The 20102-nt window shown below is 65.1% G+C and carries 19 protein-coding genes; 9 read left to right on the top strand and 10 right to left on the bottom strand.

Going from position 1 to position 20102, the window contains the following annotated elements; all coding sequences use genetic code 11:
* Nucleotides 1–35 precede the first annotated feature (35 nt).
* Both arsB and arsH read left to right on the top strand, forming a co-directional pair.
* Nucleotides 36–1106, top strand: a complete 1071-nt coding sequence (gene arsB / locus R9B84_RS33375) for an ACR3 family arsenite efflux transporter (protein ID WP_423761682.1) — start codon at nucleotides 36–38, stop codon at nucleotides 1104–1106.
* A gap of 71 nt (nucleotides 1107–1177) precedes the next feature.
* Complete coding sequence (gene arsH, locus R9B84_RS33370; RefSeq protein WP_423761681.1) at nucleotides 1178–1900, top strand: arsenical resistance protein ArsH; 723 nt, start codon at nucleotides 1178–1180, stop codon at nucleotides 1898–1900.
* 35 nt (nucleotides 1901–1935) lie between these two features.
* On the opposite strand, the gene R9B84_RS33365 is transcribed toward arsH, so the two are convergent.
* The 3 genes from R9B84_RS33365 to R9B84_RS33355 all read right to left on the bottom strand — a co-directional run bounded on the left by R9B84_RS33365 (nucleotide 1936) and on the right by R9B84_RS33355 (nucleotide 3128).
* Nucleotides 1936–2256, bottom strand: a complete 321-nt coding sequence (locus R9B84_RS33365) for a helix-turn-helix domain-containing protein (RefSeq protein ID WP_423761680.1) — start codon at nucleotides 2254–2256, stop codon at nucleotides 1936–1938.
* 2 nt (nucleotides 2257–2258) lie between these two features.
* Nucleotides 2259–2618, bottom strand: a complete 360-nt coding sequence (locus R9B84_RS33360; RefSeq protein WP_423761679.1) for a type II toxin-antitoxin system RelE/ParE family toxin — start codon at nucleotides 2616–2618, stop codon at nucleotides 2259–2261.
* Between the two features lie 150 nt (nucleotides 2619–2768).
* Nucleotides 2769–3128, bottom strand: coding sequence for a SymE family type I addiction module toxin (locus R9B84_RS33355; RefSeq protein ID WP_423761678.1), 360 nt, complete (start codon nucleotides 3126–3128; stop codon nucleotides 2769–2771).
* 508 nt (nucleotides 3129–3636) lie between these two features.
* On the opposite strand from R9B84_RS33355, the gene R9B84_RS33350 reads away from it, so the two are divergent.
* Nucleotides 3637–3828: a hypothetical protein gene (locus R9B84_RS33350; protein ID WP_423761677.1), complete on the top strand. Its 192-nt coding sequence runs from the start codon at nucleotides 3637–3639 to the stop codon at nucleotides 3826–3828.
* Here R9B84_RS33350 and R9B84_RS33345 read toward each other — a convergent pair.
* From R9B84_RS33345 to R9B84_RS33315, 7 genes are all read right to left on the bottom strand, one after another.
* Nucleotides 3818–4627 (bottom strand): TlpA family protein disulfide reductase, encoded by an 810-nt coding sequence (locus R9B84_RS33345; RefSeq protein WP_423761676.1) that lies wholly within the window; start codon nucleotides 4625–4627, stop codon nucleotides 3818–3820. The genes R9B84_RS33350 and R9B84_RS33345 overlap by 11 nt on opposite strands.
* A gap of 19 nt (nucleotides 4628–4646) precedes the next feature.
* Nucleotides 4647–5498 (bottom strand): ion transporter, encoded by an 852-nt coding sequence (locus tag R9B84_RS33340; protein ID WP_423763532.1) that lies wholly within the window; start codon nucleotides 5496–5498, stop codon nucleotides 4647–4649.
* 581 nt (nucleotides 5499–6079) lie between these two features.
* On the bottom strand, nucleotides 6080–7081 hold the full coding sequence (locus tag R9B84_RS33335; protein ID WP_423761675.1) for a hypothetical protein: 1002 nt from the start codon (nucleotides 7079–7081) through the stop codon (nucleotides 6080–6082).
* Between the two features lie 275 nt (nucleotides 7082–7356).
* Nucleotides 7357–8700 carry a type II toxin-antitoxin system HipA family toxin gene (locus R9B84_RS33330; RefSeq protein ID WP_423761674.1) on the bottom strand — a complete coding sequence of 448 codons (1344 nt, stop codon included), beginning with the start codon at nucleotides 8698–8700 and terminating at the stop codon, nucleotides 7357–7359.
* 1 nt (nucleotide 8701) lies between these two features.
* Nucleotides 8702–8965 (bottom strand): helix-turn-helix domain-containing protein, encoded by a 264-nt coding sequence (locus R9B84_RS33325; protein WP_423761673.1) that lies wholly within the window; start codon nucleotides 8963–8965, stop codon nucleotides 8702–8704.
* 313 nt (nucleotides 8966–9278) lie between these two features.
* Nucleotides 9279–9755 carry a GNAT family N-acetyltransferase gene (locus R9B84_RS33320; RefSeq protein WP_423761672.1) on the bottom strand — a complete coding sequence of 159 codons (477 nt, stop codon included), beginning with the start codon at nucleotides 9753–9755 and terminating at the stop codon, nucleotides 9279–9281.
* A gap of 211 nt (nucleotides 9756–9966) precedes the next feature.
* The gene (locus R9B84_RS33315) at nucleotides 9967–11004 is read right to left on the bottom strand and encodes an aldo/keto reductase (RefSeq protein WP_423761671.1); all 1038 of its coding nucleotides are present in this window, start codon (nucleotides 11002–11004) and stop codon (nucleotides 9967–9969) included.
* A gap of 133 nt (nucleotides 11005–11137) precedes the next feature.
* On the opposite strand from R9B84_RS33315, the gene R9B84_RS33310 reads away from it, so the two are divergent.
* From R9B84_RS33310 to R9B84_RS33285, 6 genes are all read left to right on the top strand, one after another.
* Nucleotides 11138–12025, top strand: coding sequence for a LysR family transcriptional regulator (locus R9B84_RS33310; protein WP_423761670.1), 888 nt, complete (start codon nucleotides 11138–11140; stop codon nucleotides 12023–12025).
* 179 nt (nucleotides 12026–12204) lie between these two features.
* Nucleotides 12205–12504 (top strand): ArsR/SmtB family transcription factor, encoded by a 300-nt coding sequence (locus R9B84_RS33305; protein WP_034181860.1) that lies wholly within the window; start codon nucleotides 12205–12207, stop codon nucleotides 12502–12504.
* Nucleotides 12505–12533: 29 nt separating this feature from the next.
* Nucleotides 12534–13886: a pyridoxal phosphate-dependent decarboxylase family protein gene (locus R9B84_RS33300; protein ID WP_423761669.1), complete on the top strand. Its 1353-nt coding sequence runs from the start codon at nucleotides 12534–12536 to the stop codon at nucleotides 13884–13886.
* 172 nt (nucleotides 13887–14058) lie between these two features.
* Nucleotides 14059–14526 carry a cupin domain-containing protein gene (locus R9B84_RS33295; RefSeq protein WP_423761668.1) on the top strand — a complete coding sequence of 156 codons (468 nt, stop codon included), beginning with the start codon at nucleotides 14059–14061 and terminating at the stop codon, nucleotides 14524–14526.
* Nucleotides 14527–14849: 323 nt separating this feature from the next.
* Nucleotides 14850–17318 (top strand): GH92 family glycosyl hydrolase, encoded by a 2469-nt coding sequence (locus R9B84_RS33290; protein ID WP_423761667.1) that lies wholly within the window; start codon nucleotides 14850–14852, stop codon nucleotides 17316–17318.
* A gap of 105 nt (nucleotides 17319–17423) precedes the next feature.
* Nucleotides 17424–20093, top strand: a complete 2670-nt coding sequence (locus R9B84_RS33285; RefSeq protein ID WP_423761666.1) for a GH92 family glycosyl hydrolase — start codon at nucleotides 17424–17426, stop codon at nucleotides 20091–20093.
* Nucleotides 20094–20102 lie beyond the last annotated feature (9 nt).

Here is a 20102-nt window from a genome sequence, read left to right as displayed (position 1 = left end):
CTGCCGCCAGCGACCTCAAGACCGATACCCGTCCAATGAACACGTCCAACGTCGCCCCGCCGGAGCAGGCCGTCGCAAAGCCTTCCATCAACTTCTTCGAACGCTATCTGACCGTCTGGGTCGCGCTGTGCATCGTCGCCGGCATCGCGCTCGGCCAGGCGCTGCCCGGCCTGTTCCAGCAGATCGGCCGGATGGAATACGCGCAGGTCAATCTGCCGGTCGGATTGCTGATCTGGGTGATGATCATCCCGATGCTCGTCAAGGTCGACTTCGGCGCATTGCACGAAGTGCGTCAACACGTGAAAGGCATCGGCGTCACGCTCATCGTGAACTGGCTCGTCAAGCCGTTTTCGATGGCGTTCCTCGGCTGGCTGTTCATCCGGCATCTGTTTGCGCCGATGCTGCCGGCCGAGCAACTCGACAGCTACATCGCCGGCCTGATCCTTTTGGCCGCCGCGCCGTGCACGGCGATGGTGTTCGTGTGGAGCCGGCTGACGGGCGGCGACCCGCTGTTCACGCTGTCGCAGGTCGCGCTGAACGACAGCGTCATGGTGATCGCGTTCGCGCCGCTGGTCGGCCTGCTGCTGGGAATGTCGGCGATTACGGTGCCGTGGGCGACGCTGCTCACGTCGGTCGTGCTCTACATCGTCATCCCGGTGATCCTCGCGCAGCTCTGGCGCAAGCGGCTGCTCGCGAACGGTCAGGCCGCATTCGACGCTGCGATGGCGAAGATCGGCCCGTGGTCGATCGCCGCATTGCTGGCCACGCTCGTGCTGCTGTTCGCGTTTCAGGGTGAGGCGATCCTGAAGCAGCCGCTGGTGATCGCGCTGCTCGCGGTGCCGATCCTGATCCAGGTGTTTTTAAACTCTGCGCTCGCTTACTGGCTCAATCGCGCGGTGGGCGAGAAGCACAACATCGCGTGCCCGTCGGCACTGATCGGTGCGTCCAATTTCTTCGAGCTGGCCGTCGCGGCGGCGATCAGCCTGTTCGGTTTTCATTCGGGCGCTGCGCTGGCTACCGTCGTCGGCGTGCTGATCGAAGTGCCGGTCATGTTGCTGGTGGTGCGCATCGTGAATCGGTCGAAAGGCTGGTACGAACGCGCTTGAGCAAGCGGGTGAACTCATTCGCATGACCACGACTGACACCACGATTCATCGCAATCACACGGAACACAAGCATGTCTGACTACCTGAGCGATCTACCGCAACTCGACGTGGAACTGTTCCGCGTGCCGGATATCAGCCAGTTGCAGCCGGCGTCACCATCGACCCATCCGCCACGGTTCCTGCTTTTGTACGGCTCGCTGCGCGAGCGCTCGTTCAGCCGGCTGCTGATCGAGGAAGCCGCGCGGCTGCTCACCGCGATGGGCGCCGAGGTACGCGTGTTCAATCCGAGCGGCCTGCCGCTGCCGGACGATGCGCCCGAGCGTCACCCGAAGGTCGTCGAGTTGCGCGAACTGGTGCAGTGGTCGGAAGGCATGGTGTGGTGCTCGCCGGAGCGGCACGGCGCGATGACCGGCATCATGAAAGCGCAGATCGACTGGATTCCGCTATCGATGGGCGCCGTTCGGCCGACGCAGGGCAAGACGCTCGCCGTGATGCAGGTCAGCGGCGGCTCGCAATCGTTCAATGCGGTGAACCAGATGCGCGTGCTCGGACGCTGGATGCGCATGCTGACCATCCCGAACCAGTCGTCGGTGGCGAAGGCGTTCGCGGAATTCGACGAAGCAGGGCGGATGAAGCCGTCGGCCTATTTCGATCGTGTGGTGGATGTGCTGGAAGAACTGGTCAAGTTCACGTTGCTGACGCGGGATATCGGCCCCTATCTGGTCGATCGGTATAGCGAGCGGAAGGAAAGCGCGGAGGAACTGTCGAGGCGCGTGAATCAGCGGAGTATCTGACGTGCCATGGTGCGGAGGGCATGACGGTCCGCAACTTACTTTGCAACCGTGATGCCTGCCGCATGTGTGCGCCGCGCAGGCCGCACCACGATTTCCACATGCTGATCCAGCGACACCAGCGCCTCCATCAGTCGTTCCAGCGAAATGTTCTGGAGCTTATAGCGGCGCACCTGGGATACTTTCGGCTGCGTCATGCCCGTGAGAGCGGCCGTCTCGGCCTGGGTCAGGCCGCGCTTGTCGATTAACTGGTTGAGCTTGAGCGCGAGTTCGGCCTTGGCCGACAGTTCCTCCGCATCGTCGAATTCCAGGTCCACCAGCACATTGTCGGTGCCTTGCGGATGGTCATGGCGCTTCATTTTCAATCTCCCGTTCGCCCATAGCGGGCGAGTACTGCCTTCAGCCGCCTCTCGATCAGTTCCACATCCGGCCGCGGCGTGGCAATACCGGACATGGATTTCTTCTGGAATGCATGGAGTACGTGCACCGCATCGCCTATTTGCACGGTATAGACTGCCCGGAAGGCGTCGCCCAGGTGGCTCTCTATCAGTTCGTATACCCCAGAGCCCAGCCCTTTCCAAGGCTTGGCTGAATCCGGCGTGCCGCCCAACTGGACGATGAACAGTGCCACGCCCATGTCTTTCTGTACGTCGACGGGGAACGACTTGAAATCCTTTTTCGACGATCCCTCCCAGTACAGCAGCTTCCGTTTCTGATGCATCGATTATATCCGTTCGGGTATTAACCGCAAGTGCCTGCATGGTCGCGATCGCGTTGCGACCATGCAGGCAGATCGGGCGGTCTCGGCATCCGTCGACGTACCGCACCGCATCTTGCGCGGCACATCGACGATACGAATCAGCGCCCGTGATCAGCGCGAACGGACGTCAGCTTCTTCCATTCCGGCCGGATGCCGGCGGCGCCTCAAACCCGTCTCCGTATCCACCATGGGGAATTCCGGGCGCCCCTTGAGATCGCGATAGGTCTCTTCCATCGGCGTGATCACCAGCCGCCGCTCCGCTACTTCGATCCGCACGCGCTGTGCGGGTTCGAAGCCCGCCGTTTCGATCCAGCGGCCCGACAACTTGATCCACGGATACAGAGGCGGCGGCTTTTTCGGGCGATGCTTGTTGCGGAGAATCGACTTGATCGTCCGGTATCGGTAAGACTCCTGAATCGTCACGAAACGATCGGGGAAAAGGGCGGGTGCGCTATCATTCGCGTCAGCCATGACTAACTCCGGTGTTGAGTTGGTTGTGGTCAGCGGGTCGTGGGTGTTCTAGCACTCACGGCCCGCGCTCGTTTACACGTCGAAATCGGACCAACATCCTTCGCATGACGAATAACCATTCGCGAAGATTCTGTCGTCCGCACGCGCAAACGCATCTCCACTGTAGGGGAATTCGCGGCCGCACAGGGACCCGTTATGTGCGTTTCAACCAACGTTAGCCATTCGGTCTGGTTTTGTATGCATATCGGCCAGGGCGCCAAAAAAACGCCGCCAATGTGTCATGCGCGACAACGCTGTAAAACGTTCTGATGGGACATTCCTGAATTGATCAGGATGACTGTACGATGCACCGCGCCGTAAAATCGGCTCAGTCCGTTTCATTGATCGGACTGGTTCCATTGGGATGGCTCCGCGATCGCGATACCCTTCGGATACCGGATCTGAACGGCGTCCTGCGTGCCGTTACCCGTCTGCCATTCCCGTTCGAGCGACCGCGCGTTGTGCCGCCATGGTGTTTCACCCGGCCCCAGCCGCGTGCCGGATTTTCAGTTCGACGGATCGCGACATTCCCCACACCGTCGAACTCGCCGGCGCGATCGTCTTCGGTTTCGCACTGCTGCTCACCTTCCTCGCGAAGCGCTTCGAAGTGCTCGCGCATCGTCATCCGCGTGATGTGGGCCTGTTCCCCCTCAACGACTGAAGCGTGTATTCACCGTGTCCTTGAGCCGCGCGGCGGTGATCTCCCCCATATGCGACTCGACCAGCTTGCCTTTTTCATCGAAGAACAGCGTCGTCGGCAGCCCGCGCGAACCGTAGGTCCGCATCGCGCCGAGCGAGCGATCGAGCAGCACGTGGTCGAAGCGCAGCCCTTCGCGTTCCAGAAACGCGCGCACGGTCTGCACATCCTCGCCTTGATTGATCATCAGGAAACTGATGCCCGGGTAATCCTGTTGCGCCTGCGCCAGGATCGGCATTTCGCGCTGGCATGGCGGGCACCAGGTCGCCCACAGGTTCACGACGACAGGCTTGCCCGCGTAGCTGTTCGGTGCGACGGGCGTCGCGTCGAGCGTCTCCACGTGCAGCGCGGACAACGGTGCCGCCGTGCGGTCGAACGTCGCCAGCACGCCCTGCGCCGCACCCCATGCCAGCATGCCGGCGGCGATGCCGGCCAGCGCCGGGCGAGCCAGCCCCGGCAGGCGGCGCGACCGCCAGCCGATATAGGCGAGCGCGACCGGCAACCCGATCCACCACGTAAAGCCGCCGTCGCCGAGCGCGACGATGGATTTCGGCGCAGCGAAATAGTCGGGCCACCAGCGTGCGATATAGCCGACGCGCGCGGCGATTAACCCGATCAGCAGCGCGTCGAGCAGCAGGCTCGCGGAAGTCTTGTGCTGGCCGGTGGGGCGGTTGCGCTGCGCGAAGCGCGCGACGATCCATGCGATCAGGGCGGCGACGGCCACGGCCACGACCCTGACGGAAAAGGGGCCGATGCTCAGCATGAGAAAGCGTTCATTGTCGTTAATCGAATGAGGAATGCGTTGATGATGGGCGGTCGGGCGTGCGCTGCGTTGCCCCGGCGATCGCATCGTCGCGTTGCTTCGATGTGCATGCGCCGCAATGCGGACAGACCGCCCCTCCGGCGTCGCTGGACGATGCCTGCTGCGCCCGTCCGCGTTCGAGCGCGGACGCGACGAGTTCGGCACCCATGATACCGGTCGGGAACGCGATGATGCCGTAACCGAGCAGGATCGCGCACGACGTGATCAGCCGGCCGAGCGGCGTGTGCGGCGTCAGGTCTCCGTAACCGGTCGTGCTCATCGTCACGGCGGCCCAGTACACGCCGACCGGAATGCTCGTGATGCCATTCTCGGGGCCTTCGACGAGAAAAATCACCGTGCCGAGGATCACGACGATCACGAACATCCCGCCGATGAACACGAAGATCTTGCGGCGTGCGCGCGTGAGCGCGCGGATCAGCATCTGGCCTTCCTCGAGATAGATCGCGAGCCCGAGGATGCGGAACACGCGCAGCAGCCTGAGCAGGCGCACGTCGATCAGCGCATGCAGGCCGGGGAAGAAAAACGCGAGATAGGTCGGCAGGATCGACACGAGATCGACGATGCCGAAGAAGCTGCGCGCATACGCGGCGGGCTTGCGCGCGGTGAACAGGCGCACCGCGTATTCAGCGGTGAACAGCAGCGTAAACGCCCATTCGGCCGCGTACAGCGCGTTGCCGTATTGCGCGTGCAGTTCCTGCACGCTGTCGATCATCACGACGAAGACGCTCGCGACGATCAGCGCGAGCACCGCGATGTCGAGGCCGCGGAGAAAACGGGGGCGACGGATCGCGTCGCGGATTGCGGCGCGCATCGTCTGGACGAGGGGTTCGGTCGAGAGGTTCACGGCCCGGAGTTTACGAGCGGCCCGATGCCAATCCAATCGGACATGTCCGAATTACCGGTGCGACTGCTTGCGCCCGCAAATCAGACCAGGCTGATTCCCTGATGCGGGGCACTCGTCAACAATGGATCTACCGGACGGCGTGGTAGCCGGACGGCGTCTCCGTCTGAACACGGTAGACCTCTCCTTTACGGCTGCTTCAGGGCGGCCGTTTTTTTGCCGCCTTGCGTACGACGCCGACGGCCGACGCGACAAAGGCACGGAGGAGCGCATGTCGAATCGGAATGCGGCAATCGAAGCGGCGAATCCGCTTGATTTCGGCTATGTCGCGTGCATCAGTGCGGTGGGCGACGGTGCGTGGCTGTTGCTGACGGGCATGCGCGAGCAAGCGTCGACCCGATGCAAATCGTTGCGCTCGAAACCTGCGTCGCGGCCGTTGGATGAGCGCGGCGGTTACTGCCCGACGGGCCGTGAATCCGAACGAGGAGAAGCGGTGGGGCAGGCGCGGGAGACAGGCATCCGCTGCCGTGACGCCAATCATTTGCGTGCGATCACTGGCCGTTGCCGGCCGCCGCGCCGCCGAGCCTGTAGGCCGTGAAGAATTCGTACCACGGCGAACCTTCCGCAATTGGCACCCCGAGCGCCGACGTACGTCGCCTCAGCGCACCGAACACGTCGTTGATGCGGGCCGTCTGCGCGGCATCATTGAACGGATAAGGCCGCGACCGTCCCGCTGCAAACGCGCCATACGCGATCGCGAGCAGGCGTGCGCTGTCGTCGGTGCCCGCGATCGCCGCGTCGATCGCTTCGACGAAACGCGGCCGATCCGCGTCGCGCGACCCGGACAGACACAGGAACACGATGGCCGACAGTTCGTGCAGGTCTTTCACCTGCAGCAGGCCCGGCAGCCGCGCGAGGATCCGTTCGACCAGCTCTTCACGCAGCGCATCGCCGAAGTCGAGCACGGCGCTCATCGGATTCGTGTCCGCTTTCAGGCGATCGAGCGCAGGCGATGTGTCCGACGCACCGTCCGGCAACGATGACGGCGCGGATCGCAATGCGTCGGCCACCTGCTGCGTCCATTCCGGAAAAATCATCCTGACCGCTCCGAACTGCTCGCCGCCTTCGGCCGCCGGATTCCAGCGATAAACGATCGTGCCGCCGCGAATGAACGGCGAATACAGGTGCTCGGGCGTTTGCGGCAGCGGCCGCCGGTTGATCGGCAGCCACGCGAGCGTCAGCCAGTCGTAGCGGCCGGTCGCGGGCACCGACGGGGTCGAACTCGCGACGACCTGCCACGTGCCGCGATTCGCATAACGACGGCGTGCGTCGGGCACCGGGACGGTCCGGCCTTTCGCGGTGTCGAAATACGTCGTGCCGGTCACGTTCGCGCCGCTGTCCGCGGCCGGCGTGATGATCGAGATGACCCACGACGAACCGTCCGCCGAACGGTAGTCGGACGGCTTCAGCGTGGCGACGTCGTGAACCATGCGCGTTTCCGCCGCGACGGGGCTCGGGGGGAGATTGGCGGGAGCGGCGACGATACTCGGCATGGGCTTTCCTCGGAATCGGGTGCGACTCGTCGAACGGGGACGACGCACGGCGGCGCGGGTTGTTTTCTGTAACTGTAGAACTTCGCCGCCGGAAACGGAAAGCGCCGGGTATGGCGCAACCCGGTCACGCGAACCGCGGCCCGACCACGCCGATACGGACCCATTGAAGCAATGGGCGCGCGTAGCGCTGTTTTTGTGGATCAAGGCGCGGCCGGGCGGGTTGAGACAAGCGCGGGAGGCCGGACGTGTTCCTGTCGGCTGAACCTGCGCGGGCATCAGTTTTCCTTGCCGTGATTTGCGAGCAATTCCGAGCGGCCGATCACCTCTCTCGCGTTATCGGCCCGATCCGCGTCCGAGAAACCGGCGGCCTCGATGACCGGCGTGAGCGCTTTGAGCGCCACTTGAGGCTTGGCGCTGCGGAGCGACCCCATGCCTTCGTTCCATGCATGCAGCATCTGCTTCGCGATCCAGTGCCACCGCGTCTCATTTTTCGCCGCTTCGACGATGTCTTTTCCAGTTGATACGGCGGAGTCGCACAGTGCTTCGACCATTTCGCGATATTGCTTCGGCGGAATGCCGAGACGCGTGTTGCAAAAGCGTTCCAGCGTCTTGCCGGGTGCCCACGTTTTGCGACCTTCGATGCTCATCCCGGGAGGATTGTTCGCAAAGCGCGGATAGGCCTCCGTGGTGACAATGTCGTAGGCAGGCGTGTAGACGACGTCGTCGATGTTCGAGTAGAGGAGGGCGATGTTCTTGGCGTGGCAGTCCGCGTTGCGCACGACATAGTTGGTGATCAGTTGCCAGCCGAGTTGCTCGGCCTCGCGTCTCCAATGGGCGGCGCTGATATAAGGCTTCGTTGCGTTGAGGACCTGTTCGGTCGACGGGCGGTATTTCTCATGCGGAGGCAGGCCAAGCAGGCTGCAAGCGTCTTCCACGCCAAACGTCGGGTTGCCTTGCTCGTCGACGTCGAACCGGTCGACGACGAGCACGCGGCCATCGTCCGACATCGTGGTCCTGGCTACCCGGGCGACGCCGAGTTTTGCCAGCACCTGCATCGAGTAATGCTCGTTGAAACCTAGGTAGGGCGTTTGCTCGTCGGATCCCTTGATGACGTGTCGGCTCGTACGGAGTGTTGGCTTGCCGACCGGTGCCGGAGCAGGCGAGCGTTCAGGCGCAAGGAATTTGGGCACGGCCCCTGAAATTGCCGCGCGAGCGTAATACCGTACAAGTTCCGCAAAGCGGGCGGTTGTGATGTCCTCGTGCAGCAGGCGCTTCAGGTCGAGCGGGTCGAGTTCGCCGCCTGGCGCGCCGTCTTCGGGGGCGACGGTTACCCGGCCGATACCGGCGCCGCCGATGATGGCCAGAAGCGAAAGGTCCGTTCCATCGAGATAGGGGCCGAACTCTTCGCGAATCACCTGAAAGAGAAAACCTTCCGGCAAGTTCTGCCGGAAGAAGGGATGCAAGTCGCGAGGCCAGACCCAGGGATCTTCGCGAACGGGCATGGTCAGGCTCGCAAAATCCTCGGCGGTCGTGCCCGCGGTGTAACGCAGCGCATAGTCGTCCGCCTGGCGATAGAGATGCGCAACGAGTCTGCCTTTGACGTAGACGTGAAGGCGCATGTCACGAATCTCCCATCGTGCGTTGCTCAGTCAGTATGTCGTCCAGTGTGCGTCCATGTCCGCGCTTGACCGCTCGCAGGTCGTAACCGGCTGCCTCAAGGAGGCGAACGAGCGCAGATACGCTCATGTCGCCTCGTGCAAGCGTTTCCATGCGGGCGAGCGTCGTACGCGCGACACCGGCGCGCTCGGCCAGCTCTTGCTGTGAAAGACCTGCCGCGCGGCGGCCCTCTTTCAGCATCTCTCCAACGTCGGCCAGTGTTGTCATTTGTAGCCCCAGGGCATCAGAAATTGCCAGATTGATTCTGATTGTAGCCCTTCTGCTACAAAATGGCATGGTTGGTTTGTAGCCCTGGGGATACGAAAACTGGCGGAGACGAAGATTTTGTGGCCCCAGGGCTACCAAGACTGCCGAGGTGACCGTTTCCGGGATTGAGCATGGCATTCAATCGTGCGGGGCAATTCCGGAGGCGACGCTTGCCCACGTTTCGCCGTTTGGCGCATTGAAGCAATGGTCGCGTGTGCCGCCGTTTCCGTGGATCAAGGCGCAACCGCCGGGTTGAGCACCCAACCCACCGCGCTCACCGCGTCAGCTCTTTCCTGTAAACCACGCCCCCCGTTTTTCCCGCGACGGTGTCGTACAACCGCATCGCCGTGTGATTCGTTTCATGCGTCTGCCAGTACACGCGTTCGGCGCGATGCTGGCGCGCGGCGTCGTACACGGCCTCGATCAGTGCGCGGCCGACGCCCTTGCCGCGTTCGCTGTCGAGCGTGAACAGATCCTGCAGATAGCAGGTCGGCCCGGCATGCGTCGTGCTGCGGTGATACAGGAAATGCACGAGCCCGACCAGCTTGCCGCCGCGCTCCGCGACGAAGGCATGCACGGGTTCGTAGCCGTCGAAGAAGCGCGACCACGTGAGCGTCGTGACTTGCAGCGGCAGCGCGGTGTCGCCGAAGCGGCCGTAGAAGCGGTTATAGCCGTCCCACAGCGGCAGCCAGTTGTCGTAGTCGTCTTCCCGGACCGCGCGTACGGTCAGGCCGGCGTCGGTAGCGTTCATGTGCGCGAACCTTTCGATGAGGGTTGGACGTGTTGCCGGCTTGGCCGACAACGACGCAGGCATCAACGATAGGAAGTTCGGGGCGCGATGGGTAGGCCCATGACGGTCGCGGTTTCTGGTGCCACGATGGACGAGTGCGTCGCGGCGTGCCCGCGTTGCGCCGCTTGGGCGCCATCGCGCCTGCTTCCGTCGCGCCGGACTGCGCCGCCGCCTACCCGCGCATTGGCGGATTGAGCCGCGCGAACGCCTGTTGCCGGCGGTACGGGAAGTACGGATACGGCGCTTCCACCGCGCTCGCCGCGTCGAGCTTCGCGACCTGCGCATCGGTCAGCGACCAACCGACCGCGCCGAGGTTCTGGCGCAACTGTTCCTCGTTGCGCGCGCCGACGATCACCGACGACACGGTCGGCCGCTGCAGCAGCCAGTTCAGCGCGATCTGGGGCACGGTCTTGCCGGTTTCCTCCGCGATCGCGTCGAGTGCATCGACCACGTCGTACAGGCGTGCGTCGTCGACCGGCGGCCCGTAGCTGGCCGTTTCATGCAGGCGGCTGCCTGCGGGCAGCGGCGCGTTGCGGCGGATCTTGCCGGTGAGCCGGCCCCAGCCGAGCGGGCTCCACACCAGCGCGCCGAGCCCCTGGTCGGCGCCGAGCGGCATCAGGTCCCACTCGTAGTCGCGGCCGACGAGCGAGTAGTAGACCTGGTTCGCCACGTAGCGCGACCAGCCGTGCCGGTCGGACGCCGCGAGCGATTTCATGATCTGCCAGCCGGCGAAGTTCGACACGCCGATGTAGCGCAGCTTGCCCGCGCGCACGAGATCGTCCAGCGTCGACATCACTTCCTCGACCGGCGTGCCTGCGTCGAACGCGTGCAATTGCAGCAGGTCGATGTAGTCGGTGTCGAGGCGGCGCAATGCGTCGTCGACGGCGCGCACGAGCCGCGCGCGCGACGTGCCCGCATCGTTCGGGCCGTCGCCGGTCGGCAGGCCCGTCTTCGTCGAGATCAGCACCTGGTCGCGGCGCCCGTTGATCGCGGCGCCGAGCACGCGTTCGGATGCGCCGTCCGAATACACGTCGGCCGTGTCGAACAGGTTGACGCCCGCTTCCAGGCAGATGTCGACCAGGCGGCGCGCTTCGTCGACGCCCGTGTTGCCCCATGCGCCGAACAACGGGCCGGTGCCGCCGAACGTGCCGGCGCCGAAGCTCAGGACGGGAACCTTGAGGCCGGAGCGGCCGAGCATACGGTATTCCATGTGCGTTTCCTTTGAATGGTCGAAGCCCGGCGCGTGCCGGACGGGCGCGCATCGGCGGAATCACACTGTATCGCTTGCGGATATTTCAGATAATTGGGCAGACTTCGAAAATATCCTTCGGAGAGAGCGAATAATGCTGCTCGATAACCTCGCGCTGTTCCTGCGCATCGTGGAGAAGGGCGGGCTGGCTGCGGCGGGCCGCGAGGCCGGCCTGTCGCCGGCCACGGTGTCCGAGCGGCTGGCGGCGCTCGAGCGCCACTACGGTGCGGCGCTGCTCACGCGCACGACGCGCGCGATCAGCCTGACCGACGAGGGCCGCACGGTCGTCGCCGGCGCGCGGCGCCTGCTGGCCGAGGCCGACGAACTCGAAAGCCGCGTGCGCGTCGGCGCGCAGACGCTGTCGGGGCCCGTGCGCCTGAGCGCGCCGGCCGATCTCGGGCGCGAGCGCGTCGTGCCCGTCGTCGACGCGTTCCTGGCTGAACATCCGGGCGTCACGGTCGACCTGCATCTCGGCGACGGCTACGTCGATCTTGTCGGGCAGGGGCTCGATTTCGCGATCCGTCGCGGCACGCTCGCGGACAGTTCGCTGCGCAGCCGTTCGCTCGGCCGAGCACGGCGCGTGGTGTGCGCGTCGCCCGCATATCTCGCCGCGCGCGGCACGCCACGGCATCCGGACGATCTCGCCGCGCACGACTGCATCGTGATGCGTTTCGGGCCCGACCTGTATGCCGAATGGCCGTTCAGCATCGACGGCGAATTGAAGCGCGTGATGGTGCGTGGCCGGCGCGTCGCCAACGATGGCGCGCTCGTGCGCGCGTGGTGCGTCGCGGGGCATGGTGTCGCGCTGAAGTCGCTGGTCGACGTCGAACGGGATCTGGCGTCCGGCGCGCTCGTCGAGGTCCTGCACGCGTTCTCGCCGGGCGACGTCGATTTGCAGATCGTCTATCCGGGCAGCGCCGTGCAGCCGCGGCGCGTGCGCGCGCTGATCGAGCGGCTGGCGCAGGCGCTGGCGGGCGCGTAAAGGCGCGTTGCTCACGTTGCCAGCCGGACGTTGTGACAGCCGTCTTGATGCAATCGCATCGAATGCCGACGTCGTGATCCCGAACGCGACACGACAGCGTGAAATCGGACTTCGAACAGATTGCCTACGTTTCGTCATTTAGCTAATATACGAAACGTTAAACGCAGCTCTCACTCCCCATGGACGACGTCACCCGCATCAGCGCACTGGCCAACGAAAGCCGTCTGGCCGTGATGCGCTGGCTCAAGCAGCCGCGCAAGCATTTCCCGCCGCAGCCGCACGGCGATTTCGACGAACTCGGCGTGTGCTGCACGTACATCACCGAGAAGCTCGGCATCGCGCCGGCCACGACCACGCGCCACATGCGCATCCTCGCGGATGCCGGGCTCGTGCAGGCGACCCGCGTCGGCAAGTTCACGTACTACAAGCGGATCGACGGCGCGCTGCAGCAGCTCGGCCGCGATCTCTCGCAACTCTGATTCGATTGATTCCCACCGAGGCAACCGACATGGACGAACTTGAATTGCTGGCCGACGCCGACCGGCGCGCGCATGCGTATCTCGCAGCGACGAACGAACGGCGCGCGTTTCCCGACGCGGCCGCGCTGGGCGGCCTCGCCGCGTTCGACGAGCCGCTGCCCGATGCGGGCCGCCCGGCCGACGACACGCTGCGCCTGCTCGATGAAAAAGGCTCGCCTGCCACCGTCGCGTCGAACGGCCCGAACTACTTCGGCTTCGTGATCGGCGCGGCGTTGCCGCCGGCCGCCGCCGCCGAACGGCTGATGCTCGCGTGGGATCAGTGCGCGTCGTCGTACGCGAATTCGCCGGTGGCCGCGACGCTCGAGCGCCAGGCCGCGCGCTGGGTCGTCGACGCGCTTGCGTTGCCCGAAGGCAGCGCGGTCGGTTTCGGCACGAGCGCGACGGCGTGCACGCTCGTTGCGCTGGTGGCCGCGCGGCGCGCGCTGCTCGCGCGCAAGGGCTGGGACGTCGACGAGGACGGCCTGATCGGTGCGCCCGAGGTGAAGGTCGTGATCTCCGAGCTCGCGCACATCACGGTGAAGAAGGCGCTGCGCGTGCTCGGCTTCGGGCTGAAGCGTCTCGTCGTCGCGCCGGTCGATGTACACGGTCGCATCGACCCGGCGCAGTTGCCGCCGCTCGACGACATGACGATCCTCTGCTTGCAGGCAGGCGAAGTGAACACCGGCGAATTCGATCCGTTCGCGGCGCTGATTCCGCGCGCGAAGGCGGCCGGCGCATGGGTGCACGTGGACGGCGCGTTCGGCCTGTGGGCGCGTGCGTCGTCGAAACGCGCGCTGACGGACGGCATCGACGACGCGGATAGCTGGACCACCGACGGCCACAAGTGGCTCAACACGCCGTACGACGGCGCGATGGTGATTTGCCGCGACGCGGACGCGCTCGCGACCGCGATGAACAGCGATGCCGTCTACCTGAGCGGCGCGAAGGACGCGCAGAAGAACCTGAACCTCGAGTTCTCGCGGCGCGCGCGCGGCATTCCCGTGTGGGCCGCGCTGCGCTCGCTCGGCCGCGCCGGCGTGGCCACGATGGTCGAGCGGCATTGCGCGCAGGCGGCGCGTGTCGCGGACGGCCTGCGCGCCGCCGGCTACGACGTGCTGAACCGTGTCGTGCTGAACCAGGTGCTCGTGCGCGCGGGCACGGATGACGAAACCGTCGCGATCCGCGAGGCCGCGCAGGATTCGGGCGACGTGTGGTTCGGCGCGACTGTATGGCAGGGGAGGCCGGCGTTTCGTATCAGCGTGTCGTCATGGCGCACGGAAGACGCGCACATCGATCGGCTTGTCGCGCTGCTGACTGAACTGCGCGGCACGCCCGTGCGCTGAAGGGTGGCGGGGGCGAACCGGTGTCGCGATGCGATGCCGTGTCTCCACGCGGCCGGAAATATCGGACAATGCCGGAGCGCGCTCATGCGCCGCATCGCCCGCCGGCCGGTTGCCCGTTCGCCGGCCCGGGTGACGCGTCCAAACGATGCAGTCACGCTAACGAGAGCCCCCCATGTCGACCATCCCTCCCCGGGAATTGCTGAAGGCCGCCGATATCGCGAAGATGGAACCGACGCGCGCCGTGCATTCGCTGAATCCCAATGCCGTCCGCCTTAAAAGACAGCTGAGTGACCTGACTGGCCTGACGCAGTTCGGCGTCCACCTGCTGACGCTGATGCCTGGTCACGAATCGGCCGAGTATCACCGTCACCTGTACGAAGAAGAATGCGTGTACGTGCTGTCCGGCACGGGCACGGTCACGATCGGCGAACGCCAGTACGACGTCGGGCCCGGCGATTTCCTCGGCTTCGCGCGCGGCGGCGAAGCGCACACGCTGCAGAACACCGGCGACGCGTCGCTTGAATTGATCGTCATGGGCCAGCGTCTCGAACACGACGTGTGCGAATACCCGAGAATCGGCAAGCGGCTGTACGTGGCCGGCGAGCTCGAGGATTTTGTCGATCTGCCGAAGCAGCCATAACCCGGCTCGGATTATCTAAACATCGCGTAAAAATCGGTATAACGGAAATTTGTTTAGATAAACAAAATAAAAATTCGTAAAAACACGGGGTAGAGAAATCACGTTTATTTGGGCACGCTTGTGCCCATTGTTCGTTCCTGGGCGCCGGTATTTCGACATGCCGGCGCGTATTTTTTCCAGGCAACCGAATGCGGAAATAAATACATGCGCCCGGGATTTTCGACCGATTGACCGGGCAGGCGACAAGTCACGAAAAGATTCCTGGTTGAAAGCTCAGTAGTTCGAAACAACAGCTTGATTCAAGAACGATACGGAGACAGGCGATGTCGAGGAACTGGGGGTTGGGAACGGCGCTGCTGGCGCTGTGCGTTGCCGTGACGTCGTGCGGCGGCGATGGCGATTCACCGTCGGCAGCGGCTGCAAACCTGTCGGCCGCTGCGCAAGGGCAGGGCAATGAAAACGGCAACGGCGGCGGCAACGACAACAGCAACGGTAACGAGAACGGCAACGCAGCGTCGAAGAAGAACGCCGACATCCGCGTCGTCCAGTACGTCGATCCGTTGATCGGCACCGACTACGCCACCGACCAGCCGGCCGATCCGGTCGGCTCGGGTCTGGGCGGCGGCACGTTCCCGGGGCCGACGGTGCCGTTCGGGATGATGCAATGGAGCCCGATGACGCCGACCGCGCAATACGACTCGCGCAAAGGCGACGGTTCCGGCTTCTCCGGCGGCTACTGGTACGGCGATACGTCGATCAACGCATTCAGCATCCTGCACCTGAGCGGTACCGGCTGCTGGGCGAACGGCGGTTACCTGAACGTGATGCCGCAGCTTGCGCCCGGCGACGCCGGCACGCCGGCCAGCTTCAGCCACGCAAACGAAACCGCGCAGGCCGGCTATTACGGCGTCACGCTCGGCAACGGCATCGAGGCTGAATTGACGACCACGTTACGCACCGGCTTCGCACGCTTCACGTATCCGGCGCTCGCGCAGGGCCAGCAGGCGACCATCGCGATCGATCCGACCGTACAGAACAACCGCTCGCAGGGCACGACGGCCGATACGGTGAAGCAGGTCGGCGATCGCGCGCTGTCCGGGACGATCGCGGGCAGCGGCTTCTGCTGGGCCGGGCACGCGGTGCCGCTGTACTACTACGCGGAGTTCAGCCAGCCGTTCGCGGCGAAGCCGTCGCTGGCCGCCAACCGTCCGATCGCCGTCACGTTCGCGGTCGACAAACAGCACCCGGCCGTGATGATGAAGCTCGGCATCTCGTTCGTCAGCGAAGCGAATGCGAAGGCGAACCTCGACGCGGAAAACCCGGGCAGCGATGCGCACGGCCGCGCCGGATGGCATTTCGACAAGGTGCGAAACGCGGCGAGCGCCGCATGGAGCGCGCGCCTGAACGCGATCCAGGTGCAGGGCGGCAGCGACGCCGACAAGACGAAGTTCTACACCGCGCTGTATCACGCGTCGCTGCATCCGAACGTGTTCAACGACGTGAACGGCCAGTATCCGGACTTCTATGCGTCGAACGGCACATCGACCGCGCCGACGCGTCAGGTCGACAAGGGCCGCACGATGTACGCGAACTTCTCCGGCTGGGACATCGACCGCTCGTTCATCCAGTTGCAGGCATTGCTCGATCCGGTGCGCACCAGCGACATCGTGCAATCGCTCGTGCTCGATGCGACCGCGTGCGGCGCGTTCCCGCGCTGGGCGTACTTCAACACGGAGACGGCCGTGATGCCCGGCGATGCGGGCTCGATCATCGCCGCGAACGCGTATGCGTTCGGCGCGACGAATTTCGATACGCAGCGCGCGTTGTCGATCATGAAGAGCAGCACGGCGCCGGGCGCCGCGTGCGCCGGCACGCCGGTGATGGGCAGCCGCGCGGATTACGACCGGCTCGGCTACGTGCCGTCGTCGGGCAACGGCGACAACCAGACCGCGTCGAACACGCTCGAATACGCGCTGCGCGATTTCGCGGTGTCGCGCTTTGCGACGGCGCTCGGCGATTCGGCGACGGCCGGCGCGCTGCTGAAGTCGAGCGGCAACTGGCGGAACCTGTTCGACAAGAACGCGATCCAGCCGAAGACGTCGGCGGGCGCGTGGGTCACCGACGGCTCGGGCTTCATGGAGGGCAACTCGGAGCAGTACACGTGGTACGTGCCGCACGATCTCGCCGGCGTGGTCGCGCAGGCCGGCGGCGCCGCGTCGGTCGTCAACCGGCTCGACACCTTCTTCACGCACCTGAACATCGGCACCGTGCAGCCGTATTTCTACGTCGGCAACGAAGTGACGATGGCCGTGCCGTGGGTCTATGCGTGGGCCGGCGCGCCGTCGCATACGCAGCGCGTGCTGCACGCGTCGCTCGCGAACGAGTTCGGCACCGGCGCGGCGGGGCTGCCCGGCAACGACGATCTCGGCGCGATCTCGGGCTGGTACGTGTGGGCCGCGCTGGGTCTCTACCCGGTCGTGCCGGGCGTGAGCGGCGTCGCGGTATCGAGCCCGCAGTTCGAGAAGATCGACGTGCGTGTCGGGCAGAGGGACGGCAGCTACCGCCTGCTGCGGATCGCCGCGCCGGGCGCGGGCTCGGCCGATACCGCGTCGTTCTACGTGAAGTCGCTGCGACTGAACGGCGCGTCTTGGCCGGCCGCATGGCTGCCGCTCGACAAGATCGCGAAGGGCGGCACGCTGTCGTATTCGATGACGGCGGACGCGAGCGCCGCGACGTGGGGCACCGATGCGTCGGCGATGCCGTCGTTCCCGCAGGCGGCCGGCGCGCCGTAAGTCGCGAACGGCGAAACACAACCGGTACATGTTGCAGACGGAGGAAGTTCAACGAGCGGTTCTGGCGAACAGGGTCGACGCAGAGAGAGAGGGAGGGACGAACGAATGAAGCTACGTCATGTGGTGGGTATCGGGTGCCTTGCCGTGTTGTCGGGTTGCGGGGGCGATCAGGCTTCGACGGATGCGAGCGTGCTTGCGCAGATGTCGAACCCGGCCGGATCGGGATCGTCGCAGGGCGACCAGAACGATCAAGGCGACCGGAACGATCAGGGCGAGCACGCGGATGCGCGCGGAAGGTCGATCCTGCGCAGCGTCGATCCGATGATCGGCACCGCGAATCTCGACATCAATGCGGACTGGAGCAGCGGCGTGCGCGGTCACGGCCATGTGTACCCGGGTGCGACCGTGCCGTTCGGGATGGTGCAGCTCGGGCCGGACACGACCGGCGGCGCGCATACGCTGCCGTGGAACTGGGATCGCACGTCGGGCTATCAGTACGACGATCCGTTGATCACCGGCTTCACGCATACGCACCTGTCGGGTATCGGCATCGGCTCGGGCGGCGAAGTGCGGTTCCTGCCGACGCTCGCGCCGGTCGACAAGGCGACGCTGGCGAAGGTCGCCGCCGATTCGTCGATCACCTACAACGCATCGTTCAGCCACGACGACGAAAGTGCGAGCCCCGGCTACTACCGCGTGCGGATGTCGCCGCAGGGCACCGGCAACACGCCGTGGAACGTGCAGGGCGCGAAGATCCTCGCGGAGATGACGGCGACCACGCATGCGGGCGTGCACCGCTACACGTATTTCCCGAGCGCGGCCGCGCAGAAGCGCAGCATGATCGTGAGCATCGACAACCCGATCGGCGGCTCGACCGCCAGCGGCAAGATCCAGGTCATCGACGCGCAGACGATCGCCGGCTGGGAGATCACGAACAACTGGGCGAACAACAAGCCGACGTATTTCGTCGCGCGTTTCTCGAAGCCGTTCGATACGAAGAACGTCACGTTCAGCGCGGACGGCTTCAACGCGTATCTGACGTTCGCGGCCGACGGGAACGATGGCGGCGGCGCGGTCACGGTTAAGGTCGGCATCTCGCCGTCGAGCATCGCGGATGCGCAGGCCAATCTCGCGTCGGAAGTCGGCGCGAAGTCGTTCGACCAGGTGCGCGGGGCGGCCGAGCGCGTGTGGAGCGCCGCGCTCGACCGGATCCGGATCAAGGGCGGCAGCGCTGACCAGCGGACGATGTTCTACACGTCGCTGTATCGCACGATGCTCGCGCCGACCGTCTACAACAATGCGGACGGCAGCTACGTCGGCATGGATTCGACCAACGACGGCACGACGTCGCCGCCGACGACGAGCAAGCACGCGAATCCGGGCTTCGACTATGCGTCGACGTTCTCGCTGTGGGACACCTTCCGCGCCGAATCGCCGTTGATGACGCTGGTGCAGCCGGAGCGCGTCGACGGCTGGGTCAAGTCGCTGCTGACGCAGTTCAAGCAGAACGGCAAGGGCGAGCTGCCGGTGTGGCCGCTCGCGCAAACGGAAACCTTCACGATGGCTGGCCACCCGTCGATCCCGATGATCGCGGATGCGTATCTGAAGCATCTGACGAGCGCAGGCATCGACGACATCTGGATCGCGTTGACGACCACGCAAAGCGCGAGCGCGCACGGCTTCGACCAGTATCGTCAGAGCGGCTACGTGTTCGCCGGCGACAACGCATCCGTGTCGACGACGCAGGACTATTCGTTCGACGACTGGGCGACGGCCGCGGTCGGCAAGGCGGCCGGCAAGAGCGCGGCCGACTACCGGCCGTACCTGCAACGCAGCCAGAACTACCGGAACGTGTTCAACCCGGTGCCGAACAATGGCTGGAAGTTTGCGCAGCCGAAGGATGCGCAGGGCAACTGGGTGCCCGGCTTCGATCCGACGGCTGCCGAGAAGACGGACTTCTCCGAATCGAATTCGTGGATCGATACGTGGAACATCTTCCACGACTTCCCGGGGCTCGTTGCGCTGCTCGGCGGGAAAAGCCAGTTCATCGCGCAACTCGACCGGACGTTCGATCCGGCCAATCCGCTGACCTTCCTCAATAACCAGGGCTTTCCGGACCTGACCGGGCGCAGCGGCCAGTTCTTTGCCGGTAACGAACCGGCGAACCACCTGCCGTACCTGTACGACGTCGCGGGCATGCCGTCGAAGACGCAGGATCGCGTGCGCACGGTGATGGACGACATGTACTCGCTGACGCTGACGGCGGGCGACCGTGCATTGCTGAGCGGCGACAGCCTGAAGGCCGCGCTGGCCGATCCGCGGCGGGTGCGGAACGCGGCGATTCCCGGCAATGACGATTGCGGCCAGCTTTCCGCGTGGTACGTGCTGTCCGCGCTCGGCATCTATTCGCTGAACCCGGTGGGCGGCGTGTTTTACCTCGGCACGCCGCTGTTCGAGGAAGCGTCGGTCGATATCCCGGTTGCGTCGGGAGGCGGGGCAAGCGGGCCGTTGAAGTTCGGCGGGTCGCGGCGCTTCAAGGTGACCGCGCATACGGCCGGTGGCGGTGCGCCTTCGGCAGTCAATCGCTACGTTCAATCGGTCAGCCTGAACGGCGCGCCGCTGCATCGGCCGTACATCACGTACGACGAGATGAAGGCCGGCGGCAGGCTCGACTTCGTGATGGGTTCGACGCCGAACGATGCGTGGGTCAGCCAGTGGAACGGGCAGGATCCGAACAGCGCGCTCGCGCCGTCGCTGGCGGTGGCCGGCAAGTAGCGGCTGGCA

Origin of the sequence: Burkholderia sp. NLJ2, from assembly GCF_049487195.1 — a bacterium.
Lineage (GTDB): Bacteria > Pseudomonadota > Gammaproteobacteria > Burkholderiales > Burkholderiaceae > Burkholderia > Burkholderia pyrrocinia.
The sequence above is the reverse complement of the archived record's forward strand: the minus strand, read 5'-3'. Positions and strand labels throughout refer to the sequence as shown.